General features: G+C 46.9%; 9 protein-coding genes. 1 reads left to right on the top strand and 8 read right to left on the bottom strand.

Annotated elements, in window-relative coordinates; translation table 11 throughout:
• Nucleotides 1-107 precede the first annotated feature (107 nt).
• A complete protein-coding gene (locus ACLHR0_RS20610; protein ID WP_436489124.1) occupies nt 108-749 on the top strand; it encodes a response regulator in 642 nt (213 codons plus the stop codon).
• Here the strand turns inward: ACLHR0_RS20610 and ACLHR0_RS20605 are convergent.
• From ACLHR0_RS20605 to ACLHR0_RS20570, 8 genes are all read right to left on the bottom strand, one after another.
• A complete protein-coding gene (locus tag ACLHR0_RS20605) occupies nt 739-3,786 on the bottom strand; it encodes a sensor histidine kinase (RefSeq protein ID WP_436489122.1) in 3,048 nt (1,015 codons plus the stop codon). The two genes, ACLHR0_RS20610 and ACLHR0_RS20605, sit on opposite strands and share 11 nt — an antisense overlap.
• 197 nt (nt 3,787-3,983) lie before the next feature.
• Nucleotides 3,984-4,922, bottom strand: coding sequence for an alpha/beta fold hydrolase (locus tag ACLHR0_RS20600; protein ID WP_436489120.1), 939 nt, complete (start codon nt 4,920-4,922; stop codon nt 3,984-3,986).
• Between the two features lie 162 nt (nt 4,923-5,084).
• Nucleotides 5,085-6,908, bottom strand: coding sequence for a RagB/SusD family nutrient uptake outer membrane protein (locus ACLHR0_RS20595; RefSeq protein WP_436489118.1), 1,824 nt, complete (start codon nt 6,906-6,908; stop codon nt 5,085-5,087).
• A gap of 12 nt (nt 6,909-6,920) precedes the next feature.
• Entirely contained in the window at nt 6,921-10,319 is a 3,399-nt protein-coding gene (locus ACLHR0_RS20590; RefSeq protein WP_429063416.1) for a SusC/RagA family TonB-linked outer membrane protein, read from the bottom strand.
• 173 nt (nt 10,320-10,492) lie between these two features.
• Nucleotides 10,493-11,482 (bottom strand): FecR family protein, encoded by a 990-nt coding sequence (locus ACLHR0_RS20585; protein ID WP_436489116.1) that lies wholly within the window; start codon nt 11,480-11,482, stop codon nt 10,493-10,495.
• 96 nt (nt 11,483-11,578) lie between these two features.
• Nucleotides 11,579-12,169 carry an RNA polymerase sigma-70 factor gene (locus ACLHR0_RS20580; RefSeq protein ID WP_370907745.1) on the bottom strand — a complete coding sequence of 197 codons (591 nt, stop codon included), beginning with the start codon at nt 12,167-12,169 and terminating at the stop codon, nt 11,579-11,581.
• A gap of 147 nt (nt 12,170-12,316) precedes the next feature.
• On the bottom strand, nt 12,317-13,234 hold the full coding sequence (locus ACLHR0_RS20575) for an AraC family transcriptional regulator (RefSeq protein WP_436489113.1): 918 nt from the start codon (nt 13,232-13,234) through the stop codon (nt 12,317-12,319).
• Nucleotides 13,235-13,305: 71 nt separating this feature from the next.
• On the bottom strand, nt 13,306-14,079 hold the full coding sequence (locus ACLHR0_RS20570) for an SDR family NAD(P)-dependent oxidoreductase (protein ID WP_436489111.1): 774 nt from the start codon (nt 14,077-14,079) through the stop codon (nt 13,306-13,308).
• Between the last annotated feature and the right edge of the window lie 112 nt (nt 14,080-14,191).

Genomic DNA, 14,191 nt, shown 5'->3' with positions numbered 1-14,191 from the left:
ATATAGTATAAAAAATTACGGCACTGTCATATATATACGAAGAAAAAAATGTTAATTTTGAGCCGGCAAACAATAATACCTCCTATGAGCCCTAACCTAAACCAGCAATGAAAAATGTACTAATAGCAGATGATCACTCTATAGTAAGACTTGGCATGAAACAGATTATTTGCTCGCTACCGGGCGCCATGCTTGTTACAGAGGCTAAAACATTTGATGAAGCCATATTCCTTATTGAAGCCCAAAATATCGACCTCCTGATCCTGGACATTAATATGCCTGGCGGAAACAACCGGCAAATGATTTACGCCGTGAAACTCCGGCAACCTGGTATTAAAATACTGGTTTTTTCTGCCTACGATGAAATACTGTATGCCCTTAACTATCTCCAGGCCGGCGCAGATGGCTATATTGAAAAAAACTCCCCGGATGAAGAATTCAGGGTGGCCATCAATGCGATTCTTAGCGGTGAAAAGTATATCAGCAGGGCAGTCAGGGAACAGCTGATAGGTAAATTTACGGGGCAGCAGGAGCATTCCTCTAACCCTTTTTCGGTGCTTTCCCCCCGGGAAATTGAAGTAATGAACCTTCTAACAAAAGGGCTCCCTCTCATAAAAATTGCGGAAACGCTCCATTTACAGCTGACCACCGTCAGCACCTACAAAACGCGTATTTTTGAAAAAGTAGGGGTGAAAAATGTAATCGCCCTGATTGAAAAAGCGCAGATGTACCAGGTAACTAGTCATTAAGCGGAAGTTGCAGGGAAACCCTGGTGCCTCCGTTAACACCCGGATAGGCAAACAGCCTCCCGTTTATCACCGTCAGCAATTCCTTTACGAGGATCAGTCCTATGCCGCTGCCCCCAATCTGAACCGGACCGGTATTTTCTATGTGATTGATCCAGTCCCTTACTTCCGCCGGCATACCATAGCCGGTATCGGATAAATGTATGATTAAAACACCCTCCCCTCTTTCTGCACTTAACTCTACAACGCCCCTGGTGGTATATTTTATGGCATTATCCAACAGGTTATGTAGAATAACGGCCAGCAACAATTTATTCACGACCACCGTTACGCCCGGCGAAATATGATTAATGAGCTGTATTCCTTTTGAGGCGGATACCGGATTGAAAATCTCCATCTTTTCTTCCACCAGTTGGTGGACGTCAACAGTGTCTTCAGAGAATGCGCCCGTCAGGAAGGAGATCCGCATATAATGGATGAGGTTATCCACCAGGTGATGCATGCGGTAAAGACTGTCGTAGGTAACCGTTTTTATTTCCTTCTCCTGCAACACACCGGATAATGGTTCCTCTTTATTAACCCTCAACAAAAACTTCAGCGGTGTTTTAATATCATGGGTGATAGCAGCAAGCAAACGTTTATGCATAAAACCCTGTTTACGCAGCTGTTCATCGGACTCCTGGAGTATGGTCATCATTTCTTCCAACTCCCGGGTGCGGCTCATTACCTTTAGTTCCAACAACCGGTTTTTCCGGGCAATACTCCTGATGCGTATCTTATACAACAAAATTATCAGGCAGATCAGAATGGTTAATACCGCCAGCCCGAACCACAATCTTTCATAAAAAGCTTTCTGTACGTTGATGACGAGCACCTTTTCGATATACTGATCTCTTCCAAACCCTTTCAGTTTGCGGATACGGATACGATAATCCCCGGATGGCAAAGAGGAAAAAGTGATGGTTCTGTCGCTGTTCACCGGCAACCATATCTGTTCTTCCGGCCAGTCATCTTTCTCCAGCGAATAATAAAACTGCAGGTTCCTGGAATCACCAAAATAGGGAGAGCTGATGTGTAGCCGGAAGCTTTGAAAATTACTGGGCAGGTTAAATTGTTCTGATGCTTTTGTTGGTTTCAGGTTATGTTCCACCCAATCGACATATATGCCTTTATCCGGCATTTCCATCCTGATGGAAGACGGCGTGAACTGTACCAGGCCATCCAGCGAGGGCAAAGAAATATCGCCGTCGTCATATTTTAAGGCACATGGCTCACAGCCGCCGTTAAACTCGTTCGTATTAAAACCCTGTTCCTTCCCGAAATAATAATAGTAAAGGTCGCGCTGCCTTCCGTCAGCGAAATCGAGCGCATCCTGCCGCCGGATCCTGAATAACCCTTTGTTTGTAGTTAGCCAGAAATAACCCTGTTCATCTTCGGTAATACAATGTGTGGTGGCCATATACCGCTGGCGATCCTGCGGCAGGGCTACCAGGCGCTCATTCCTGTAAAGGAAAACGCCCCGGTTATAGGTGGAGATCCAGACTTCTCCTTCTTTAGGAATATAGACACTTCTTATACGTCCGTCTTCCAGGCCTTTGATGGTATCGGTGCGTCCGGATGGCAGATGTACCCTGTAGAGTCCCTTATCTGTACCTACCCATAATATCCCCGGCTTACCATTTTTTATAAAGCTAACTTCATTTACTTTGGCTGGAAGAAACTGCAATGCCGCGGCCGGATCTGCCGTTTTAATATAGTATAGCCCCGGAAATTTTCCCCCTGCCCATAAATTCCCCTCCGGGTCCGCGAACACCTGGCTGATGAGGTAGGGCAATTCAATTTTGTGCAGCACCTGGCTGAAATCCGGTGATACGCCCACCAATGTCATCCCATTTCTTCCCCAATACCTTCCCTGCTGATCACGGGCCAACGTATATTTTTCCATCACGCTTTCCCTGTTGAAAGACAAAGGCAGCCAACTGTATCCTCCTGACTGGTTAAAGGCAAGCCCCGATGGCGTCACCACCATATTTCCGGGGGACGCCACCTGTGCATAAAATACTTCATCCCCTGAAGCATCCGATTTATGTACATTGAATTGCTGCCTGGTACAAACATAGAGGCCCTTTGTAGAGCTTCCGAGGAAAACCCGTCTTTCCCGCTGATCATAGTAGATGGAAGAAATATAGTTCCGGTGAAAATCAAAATCCCGCAGCACAACCGCACTACGTATGCCTACTCCCGGTTCTACCTGTAATTGATAACAATTTTTATCGGTATAAAGAAAAACCTGGTGCGCAGCCAGGTTCCAGTATAATTCCATTTTACATTTACTAAATGCAGGATCAGCTACTACATCCCCGATAAGCGGCACTTGTACCGGCTGTCCTTTCTCCCATCCTGTTATGTGCCCATCCCTGTTAAGGTATAAAAGCCTGCCATCGCAAACAAACAAACGCGACACCTCCAACCGGGTCTGCGTTAACCGGTACCCGAGTCTTCCTTGCTCTATAAAAGAGATCGTATCGTGATAGGCTGCAAAATAACTGTCTGTACCGTGTGGTATCACAACAGGGCGCTCTTTTCCAAAACGCACTGCCTGATCATCGGGCAATCCCTTGATAGGATAGTATTCATTTTTGTTTTCAACATAATGCTGATACCTGTATCCCAACAGCTCCTTTCCTATATGCTTTACCGTACTTTCTGTAACGGTCAGTATTTCCCCGATATCTGTTTCTACGGCTATAGCGGTATCATTGGGATAGATCCTGGACATCCTGCTGCTTTTCAAACCAGGAAGGTTATCGCTGCTGAAATTGAGAAAGTAATTGCCATCAAACCTGGTTAACCCGTTTTCTGTGGCCAGCCATAAAAAGCCGTTCTTGTCCGGCACAATAAATTTCACGCTGTTTTGCGGCAAGCCATCTTCATCAGTAAAGCGCCTGACAAAGTAATGCACGGTGGTGTCCATTGAAACAACGGGCCCGGTCGGCATGAAGTTGGATAAAAACAGGTTGAGACAAAAGATAAGGTTCATCTTGGCAATAAAAACACTGACTACACGACAATACAATATCACAATACAACATCACCGGCAAAATGCGCTTTGTTTGGATATCCGGTAAAGATATAAAATATTTAGTTGCACTTCACCCTTCAGGTCGCCGGATGGAGACAATCAACCGAATTGCTCACCGGTGATTACGTATGTATATCGACGTTAGTCACGTATTTCTAAAAAGTAGGAGGAGCCGTATTCAGATCGGAATCCAGGAAATCAGTGATCATGGGTATCAGCCAATCGGTGCGCTGCATCATCCCTATGTGCGTGGTACCCGGCAAGATGGCAAGACGGGATTGAGGCAGCCCGTGTATGTCTCCCATTTTTCCGCCGCCTTTGGCGCGAAACAGTGCCAGTGCATGCTCATACCGTATACCGTCGGCATCGCCGATAGCCATGAATAGCGGCGCCTTTATGTTTTTTACTTCTTTCGACCAGTCGTAAGGCTTCAGATCTATACTGATGACTTTCTTTACGAATTCCGGGAAATGGGCCGGATCGTTACCAAGACTGTCGTATTGTTTTTGCATCGGTGAGCCTTTGAACATATTTGCGTCGATGGTAGCATACATGGCTTCTACATCCGGCCACCATCCGTCGTGGGTATAGGAACCCGATAACACCACGAGCCTGCGTAGTTGCTCAGGATGGCGTATAGCGAACTGGAACGCGATGCCACCTCCCATACTATATCCCAAAATGTCGGCGCTGTCTGTTTTGAGATGCCGGAGCAGCCTGGATACATCGTCAGCCATGGCTTCGTAACTAAGTTCGCGCGGGATATCCCTTGTGCGGCCATGACCCTGCATTTCCGCCACTATCACTTTCCTGTTGCCGGCCAACAGGGGAATGATGTGCGACCAATTCAAAGGTATGGTCATATAAGATCCATGCAATAGTACAATAGGTTTACCTTCACCATATACTTCGTAGTACATTTTCAGCCCGTTCACATCTGCGTAGCCGCTTTCAGCCGGCTTCACCGTCTTGTTAACAAGCGTGTCTTCCGGCTTAGCCGGAACCTTTTGCTGATTCTCCGGGCCAGGCTGACAGGATGTTGCTACCGCCACTGCCATAGCCACCAGGAAAAGGGTGATCATATTCTTCTTCATACCGTGTGTTTTTGTTTACGATACAAATTTCGGCATCCCAACTTTTTCACCTGCAGGGGATATGCGACAATCATGGAGCCAAAAGCGACATCCGATGACAGCAAAAAAGAGAGCTGGCTCACGGAGCCAGCTCTTTTAAAACACGTTCATCACTTAGCTGCATTAATATCCAGGGAACTGTACCAGTTTTTTATTCCGGTCAATTTCGCTTTGTGGTACGGGATAAAAATAAAATTTGTTATCCCATTGCGCCCTGGTGAAGGCCACAATCCTTTTATGAAATTCGGGATCAGACAGGAAAGATCCTTTTTCAATGTTCATACCATGGAATTGCCCGCCCTGATGCTGATCCGGCGTGTTCGCCACTTTCCAGCGGCGTACATCCCAATAACGGTGGCCTTCAAACATCAGTTCTACCTGGCGTTCCAGGTGAATTTGCTTACGCATCTCTGCCTGGCTGGCGCCGGCCACCAGGTCAGGCAGCCCACCCCGGTTACGGATCTTGTTAAGGTATTTTAAGATATCAGGATTTCCCGGATCGTATTCATTCAAGGCTTCTGCATAGTTCAGGTAAATTTCACCAAGACGGATCATCATCGCCGGGCGGGAAAAACTACGGCCGCTTCTGAAATCTGTGTTGGGGTGAATATTTTTACGGGCGGTGTAGCCTGTAGTGGGCCAATCCCTGGGGGCGCCGTTTTTACCGGAATTGCCGGTAAAGAAAAACTCCACTCTTGATTGCCCGTTTTCCGGAACCACCGGGATCACTGATCCGTTAAAAGTAACATCTACATAAAACCGGGGTTCCCTTCCATGATACATATTGGAGGTACCACTTACATAATACGGGGTAGCGGCATCGGTAAACCCGGTTTCCGTATAGCCGCTGCTGTTATCTGTAATAGCTTTGCCATCAGCCGTACGGAAAATGTCCACCATTTCCTGGGTGACGGCAATACCGTTCCAGCCGGACCCGTTAGCGCACCTGGGAGAACAATGCCGTTCCCAGTTCCCCACATGATCAGAGTTGGTACGGATCCAGATCGCTTCTTTTTGCCAGCCATCAAAGAATAAATTCCGGCAGGAAAGGAACGCCGCCCGGAACGGATCTGCATCTGCTACGGTATATAATTCCCACCTGTTAAGATCTATTACTGCTTTAGCGGCATCGGCTGCCTTCTTCCACTTCTCTTTGTCGAAAGAGGCGTTAAACAAGGCGGCGCCATCCTGGTTTTTAAAGTTGCCCATCTCCGTATTACCATTGAACAAGGGGCTGGCACTATATAACAATATCTGCGACTTCACCGCCAGGATAATGGGCTTTGTGATGCGGCCTGTTTGTGTAACGTCCGGCTGTGTAGGATCAACAGGGTTCATATGCAGTACCGGCACATCCGGCATTGCTTTATCCATTTCTGACAATACATAGTTTACGCAGTCATCCCACGGACTTCTTGGTATCTGGAAATCGTCTTCCGGGGCTTTGGGTTCTTCTCCCATTAACACTACCGGTCCGTATTGCCGCATGAGCAACCAATAGTAGTAGGCTCTTAAAAAGCGGGCTTCTGCTTTATATTGCTTCAGTAGCTGTTCACCACCGGGTTGTGCGAGGATCTCCTTGTTCTGATCTGCATTTTGCAGGAAGATGGCGGCCTGCCGGATGGTCTGGTAGTAACTGTTCCAATAGGATGGATTGGCGTTATCCGCAGTGATGGCGCCTGAGTTCATACCGGGTTGTACCCATGCATAGTCTACTTCGTCGCACTGGCCTGTCCACGGAATACTGTAAGGCTGGTTCCACATATCCGGCATCGGGTTGTAGATGCGCGCCAGCCATTGTTCTGTCATCGACCTGTTTGTAAATACATCTTTCAGCGTGGTGATATTATCCGGTACTGTATTGAGGAATCCTTTCTTACAACCGGCTGTAAACAGTAACAGCAGCGCCAGTAAAAGGATATTTTTTTGGAAGATATGATGCGTCATAGTGGTGCTGTTTTATTTGAAGTTAGCGCGGATACCAAAATTGAAGGAAGTCATGTTGGGATAAGCGGTGCCCCTGCCATCGCCCAGTTCCGGGTCCCATATTTTCCAGGGCGAAATGGTAAACAGGTTGGTTCCGTTCACATACGTGCGTACACTTTTCAATCCATAGCGCTGAAGATTACTGCTGCTGAATGTATAACCCAGTTCCGCACTTTTTAAACGGATATAGTCCGCCCGTTTCTGCCACCAGGTACTTTCGTAGTAATTGGTGGTAATATCCTGGCGGGTTGACATTCTTGGATAGAAAGGCCGGCCATCGGTTTTCTCGGGTGTCCAGCGGTCTTTTACTGCGGTATACAGGTTACCGATTGTAGGTCCTTCGTAAAAAGGATTGGTGGCATGACCGCCGCTGTACATAAAATCTACCATTGCCACACCCTGGAAGAACAGGCTGAGGTCAAATCCTTTTGCGCCCACACTGAAGTTAACGCCATACACAATACGCGGTACTGAGCCATAACCTATTGCCTGCTGGTCATAGCTGTTAATGATACCGTCTTCATTCAGGTCTTTGTATTTGATATCTCCGGGACGCACATCTCCGGCCTGTTTGGGAGATCTCGTAATCTCAGAGGAATCGGTGAACAAGCCAAGGGCTACATAACCAAAACGCTGGTCGATAGGATGGCCCGTGCGGTTCAGCCAGGGATACTGCCATGGTGGTAAACCGTCATACACATCTTTATTGATATTGAAGTTGAAATTTCCCCGGAAGCCAACCCAATAGTTACCGGAAAACGATTTATTATAATCGAGGGTTACATCAATTCCTTTATTCTCTGTAATACCTATATTCCTGTAAGGGATATTATCGGTAGTATAACCGGAAGCGTAAGGGATATCATATTGCCGCAGCAGGATGCCTGTTCTGCGCTCTTTAAATAATTCCACAATCAGCGACAGGTCGTCATGCAACGCCTTTATTTCAATACCCAGGTTTTGCCGTTTACCTGTTTCCCAGCTCACCTCGGAACCGATCTGGTCTTCTTCCAACCCGCCATAGCCGGTGGTGTTGCCAGGTACGCCGAAAGTATAGCCAAGATTGCCATCACTCTTTATCCTGGTGAGAAACAGGAACCGTGATCCGGTATTACTGTTCCCGGATAAACCATAGGTATAGCGGAGTTTTAAATAGCTGATCACATTAGTTACCGGGGCAAAAAAGCTTTCATTGGATACTACCCAGCCCACGCCATAAGAAGGGAATAAACCGTACCGTTTATTAGGCGTAAAGTTCTCGGAACCATTATACCCGAAATTAACTTCTGCGAAATAGCGGTTCTTATAACCATAAGTACCTCTTCCACTCAGCCCCCTGATGCGGTAGGGAATAGAGGAAATAAGGGTACCGGCATCGGCGTCAATATAATCGGATTGATTATATAACAGCAATCCGGAAACATCGTGGTCACCGAATTTGTTGGCGTAGTTTAACGCGGTTTCCGTATAAAACCGGCGGTTGCCACCTCTTGATACATCGAATCCCAGTACATTGGACCCGGGGTCTACTATTTTTGTAAGAAGATTTCCTAACGAATCGCGCCCGGTGGCATAGTAGGTTTGTACTTCTCTTTTCCGGTTAAGATTATTCCAGCCATAAGCATCAAAAGCAAACATGCTGGTAAATGATAACCCTTTAAGAATGAAATCGAAGTTTTGCCGGAGCCTGATATTGGAACGGATGGTGTTGCGGTATTCTGTAGCATAACCGGATTGCGTAAGGTTACGGTATGGACTGGGATAGCTGCCACCCGGAATTTTAGGCCACTCCCCATTGGAATACTGCGGCGGTATCAGGTGAGGTGGCACCTGTGTAGCCAGGTCAAAAAGTGCGCCGGTACCAATACCCGGATAGTTACTGTTAATGATAAAACCGTTTACGCCTAATTCAAGCTTGGTTGTTTTGGTGATATTGGCATCTACGTTGGTGGTAAAATTGTATCGATCCAGTTTTATATCTGAATTATAGGACTGCACACGATCGCGTTTCAGCAAACCCACTTCTGAATAATAACCGGCAGAAATATAATAGGTAGCAAATTCGGATCCTCCGCGTACATTCAGGTTCGCTCTTCTGCTTTGTCCCCATTTATTAAACAGTACTTTGAACCAGTCAACATTGGGATAGAGATCCGGGTCCTCACCGGAAACATGTTGTTGTATCCGCTCTTCTGAGTAAAGCGGTGTCCTTCCTCTCATCTCCAAACCTTCGTTATACAATCTCATAAAGGTGGGGGCGTCCACAAACTCAGGCAGCTGTGTAAATTTTGTGATGGCTTGGTTGAGTTCCACGTTGATTTGCGGTTTTCCCGGTTTACCGGTTTTGGTATTTACCAGGATAACGCCGTTGGCGCCACGGGTGCCATATACGGCAGTAGCGGAAGCATCTTTCAGCACCGTAAAACTGGCGATATCTTCGGGGTCAAGATCATTGATACTACGATCGGGCACACCATCTACGATCACGAGCGGACCGCGCGGACTGGAACCAAAAGTGGAGATACCGCGTATCCAGATATCAGAGCCGTCATAGCCCGGCTCACCGCTCCTTTGCACCGCAACAATCCCTGCCAGGCGGCCACCCAACGCATTCGTCAGGCTTCTCACCGGCAGCTTCAGTTCTTCCGGTTTGATGGTAGACTGCGCACCTACCAGGCTTATTTTCTTTTGTGCACCAAACCCTACCACCACTACTTCATTCAATCCGCCTTCCTTGGCCAGCATTTCCACGTTGATATCTACTTTATTCCTGACGGGGATTTGCTGCGACTGGTAACCGATGTAAGAAAATTCAAGGACATCGGTGGGTTCCACATCCAGTTCATAGTAGCCTTTATCATTGGTGGTAGTCCCCGTTGGTGTGCCGAGGATTTTCACGGTTACTCCTACCAATGCGGCGCCCAGTTTATCTTTTACGGTACCGGATACTTTCAGCTTCACCACCGGTTTACGCACCGCAACATGATTCTCCGCCGATGTAATCACATACTGTGAGGGGCCTATTGCATCCAGCTTAAGACTATGCCCCTGCAACATTTTCTGCAAAAACGGCACTACCTTTTCGGCATCCATTTTTAATACTTTGTCAGACAGATAAATATCTTTTGCATACTTGTCGTTTAGTGCAATCCTGAGCTGATATTTTGTATAAATTTTTTCCAGCACATCCTTCAGCAATATCATTTGCGACCTGGCCGGATCGGAGGGGCTGTATCTGCTGCGTTCCTGCCGGGTTTGTTCCTGGATGCCGGCCATGGCATCCTGTGCACGCAGAGACGAAGTTATCGCACTCAGTACAAGGCACAGGCCAGTCGCTCCCTTCAGGCAATGCCGTAGAGATCCAAATTTCATAACGGAAAAATTTTGGTTAAAGACTACATATTGGTTTAAAAAACTACTTCATTAAAATGGGAATGAGATTACCGTGCTACACGTCGTTGCTGTTCAATTTGTTCCTGTTCAATATGGTTATAAAAAACGTATCTGTTCAGATAACGGAGGTGATACAGTCTCTTTCACCATGCTTATTTTGGTTGAATAATAACCCGGTGGCCATCTTTCCGCACGTCTGCTTCCAGCATAGCTCCCAGCGCCTTACATAAACTTATGTCATCTGTTATCAGCACACGTCCGCTGATCCGGGTGCCCCGGAATTTTTTTGGTTGTAATATTTCTACCTGGTATCCATAGTTCGCGTACAATAGTTCTTTTATTTCATCTATAGTTGTGTTTTCAAATTTATAATCACCATCTTTCCAGGCGGCATATAACTGCGGGTTGATATGATCCATCTGTATCTGGCTGTCGACCACCATCCCTCTTTCCCCGGGATGCAGCAGTAATTCCCTGTTAAAGGCGGTTGCTTTGATCAGCCCTGTGTTTACCACTACCGCCGTGTGTTGTTTATCTTCGTTTACGGTGAAAGAAGTTCCCAATACCGTTACTGTCATGCCTGGCACATGCACCCTGAATGGTGTTTGCGCTTTCTTCACCACTTCAAAATAAGCGCTGCCTTCCAGCCATACTTCGCGTCCGTCTCCCTCTTTTATATCCCGCATCTTCACCTGTCCGCCGGGCTTTACCCATATCCGGGTACTGTCTGGCAGCAGCACCATTTGTACCGATGCTTTTTTATGCACCAGTGTTACCAGGGCTGCGGGCCGGGAGCCGGTATGCATAAACAGGTAAACTCCTGCGCCTCCAGCCAGGATCAGCAGCAGGATTGCCGCGGCATACTTCAGCCAGCTAAGTTTCTTTACAGTTGTCACCGGCTGATCTGCTGCCGACAACTGCGCCAATACCCGCTGCCAGCTTTGATCGGCATCGGCTGCCGTAATTTTAGCCGCCAATTCCTGGTCGAGGATGTCTTTTACCTGGAAATACAACGCCTGGTTGCCCGGGGAAGCCTTCAGCCAGGCGACTATTACCTCAGTTTCCTCAGGGCTTGTCTTCCCTTCAATAAACCTTATTAAGATCGTATAATCCAATTCGTTTGTATTATGGTGTAGTGACATGTCATTTAATTAGACGACAAGGAGATAATTTCTACGTACTCTTTTTTTAAATTTTTTTTCAGAAAGGAGAAAAGAGGGGATGACCGGGATTACAGGCTACAATAAAATAAAAGAAAACAAGTAGTTCACTTTCCTGACGATTCCTCTGAGTTGCTTAATCGCCTTATATAATTGTGTTTCTACCGTGCGGGAAGAGATACCCATGACAGCAGAGATTTCGCCGGTTTTAAGCCCTTGCAGGTAACGGAGCGTTACCACTTCCCGGCATTTAGGCGGCAATTCCTGTATGGCCCGCCACACGCTGGCCTCCAGGTTGTCCTGCTCCAGGAGGCTTTGCCGGGGACTGTCCGGGTTAAAATAGTCCAGTTCAGCGGCCGTAAGACCGGGTAAGGCGGCATTCACATACCGCTGATGCACTGCCTGGTGTTTAATATAATCCAGGCAACTGTTATGAATACTACGAAACAGGTAACTTTTGATATTGGAGGTTAATTGGAGAGAGGCACTTTTCCGGTGTATTTGTACAAAAACATCCTGTACGATGTCTTCAGCGGTTTCGCGCAACACGAATTTACAGGCATACGCCAGGAGAACTGCATAGCACTCTTTAAATACCAGCTCCAGATCGGTAACTTCCGGCTGTACTAACGTGGTGGCTTTTTGCCCTTCCTCTACAGGCTCCCCCATGGCTTGACAAAAGTGTTTTGAAACAATTCATCCAAGATAATGATAATAATATTAAAATACAATACCGGTAACCGGGCGGATACCTTCCCGTGTTTGCATAGAAATGCACGTTGCGCCTTGCGTTTTTTCTTGAAATACGGCCGCTTATTAATTAAACGTTTGCCGGAACTCCAGCGGCGACAGCTTCGTTTTCATTTTGAATAACCGGCTGAATGATTGAGGATGCTCAAAGCCTAACTCATAGGCCACTTCACTGATGGTGAGATTTGTTGTAGATAACAGCTCCTTGGACCTTTCGATGAGTTTTTGATGAATATGTTGTTGCGCATTCAGGCCGGTAAGTGACCGGAGCATATCGCTGAGATAATTCGGTGTAAAGTTGAGTTGTTCAGAGAGGTATTTAACTGTGGGTATGCCATCACTGGCGGGCTTGTCCCGCTCAAAATAAGTATTGAGCAGTTCTTCCAGTTGCTGGAGCAAATCATTTGTAACAACTTTCCGCGTAAGGAACTGGCGATTATAAAATCGTTTAGCATAGCTCAACAGCAGCTCAATCTGGGCGATAACTACCTCATGGCTGAATTCATCGATCCTGCTGTTCAGCTCTTCCCCGATAATGTTATAAATAGCATGCACAGTCGACTTCTCCTGCTCAGAAAGGTGCAACGCTTCGTTGATAGCATAAGAGAAAAAGCCGTAGTTTTTGATCTTCGTGGCCAATGGATAGCCTTGCAGGAAATCCGGATGGATGATCAGCGAATAACTTTTATTACCCTGGTAATTGTTTGTAGCACCTACAACCTGGTTTGGTGCAGTGAATAAGAGACTACCTTCGTCGAAATCATAATAGCCCTGACCGTACCGGAACTTTCCTTTCAGTTCGGTGATAAAGGAGATCTTATAGAAACCCGAGATATAACCGCCTGGAAGCCGGCTCATATCGATTTCACCGTTTGTGGCATCCAATAAGCTGATGATAGGATGCCGTGGACCGGGAAGCCCCAGCTGGCGGTGAAGTTCCGCTATGGAGTCCAGCTTAGGGAGTTTGGGCTGTTCATTTTTCATAATTAAAGATAATAACTTTAACCGGTGACTATTTCGGCCACCGGTCATTAATTAATTTTACTGTGCTGCAATTACCACGGCGAAGGGCCATCCGGACCGGTAAAGCTGGCGGTTGGACCATCGGTGTCAAGTGCCACGCGTATCGGTTCACGTGAGCCAACTTCAACGGAATCTGTGCCCTGGAAGTTATTCAATGCAGTGGCTGTAAAGCCGGGGCTTGTTGCATTGACTTTAATGTTTTCCTTTTCCAGTTCGATGGCAAAGGCCAGCGTAACCGCATTGAGAGCCGTTTTGGAGGCAGCGTAAACAACGTTAAAATGATCCCTTGCCCAGCAAGTGGGATCCGCGATCCAGGTAAGAGAGCCCAATACGCTGGATACATTGACGATGCGTGCGGCCGCTGACTTCCGGAGCAAAGGCAGCATGGCCTGACTAACAGCAATAACGCCAAATACATTGGTTTCCCATACGGTGCGGATTTCTTCCAGTGAAGCGGTGGTAGCACGGCCATCTTCCATTATCTCCTCCAGCGTCCTGCCCGGCTTTCCCGCATGAGATATGCCCGCATTGTTAACCAGCAGGTCCAGGCGGCCCTGTTCCTTTTCAATACGTTCTGCTGCTGCATCGATTGTTGCCTTCAGGGTAACATCAAGTTGAATAGCATACGCATTGCCACCAATTTCGGCCGCCGCTTTTTCTCCGTTGCTTTGATTACGTGAGCCAACATATACGGTATAGCCGTTGGCAGCAAGTGCTTTAGCGATCTGAAATCCAACGCCCTGGTTGGCGCCTGTTACAAGTGCTACAAGTTGATTGTTTGCTGACGATCTGATTTGATTTTCCATAATATTGATGATTAATAAACAATGCAAAACTCAGGAATCATCATCTTTCAATGATAACCGAATCAAGGATATCCATAACCAAAATGAAAGAGTTCCGTATATTCGTGCGTTG

Source organism: Chitinophaga sp. ARDCPP14, assembly GCF_051362515.1.
GTDB lineage: Bacteria > Bacteroidota > Bacteroidia > Chitinophagales > Chitinophagaceae > Chitinophaga.
Note: the sequence above shows the minus strand (reverse complement) of the source record. Positions and strands in the feature narration are given on the sequence as shown.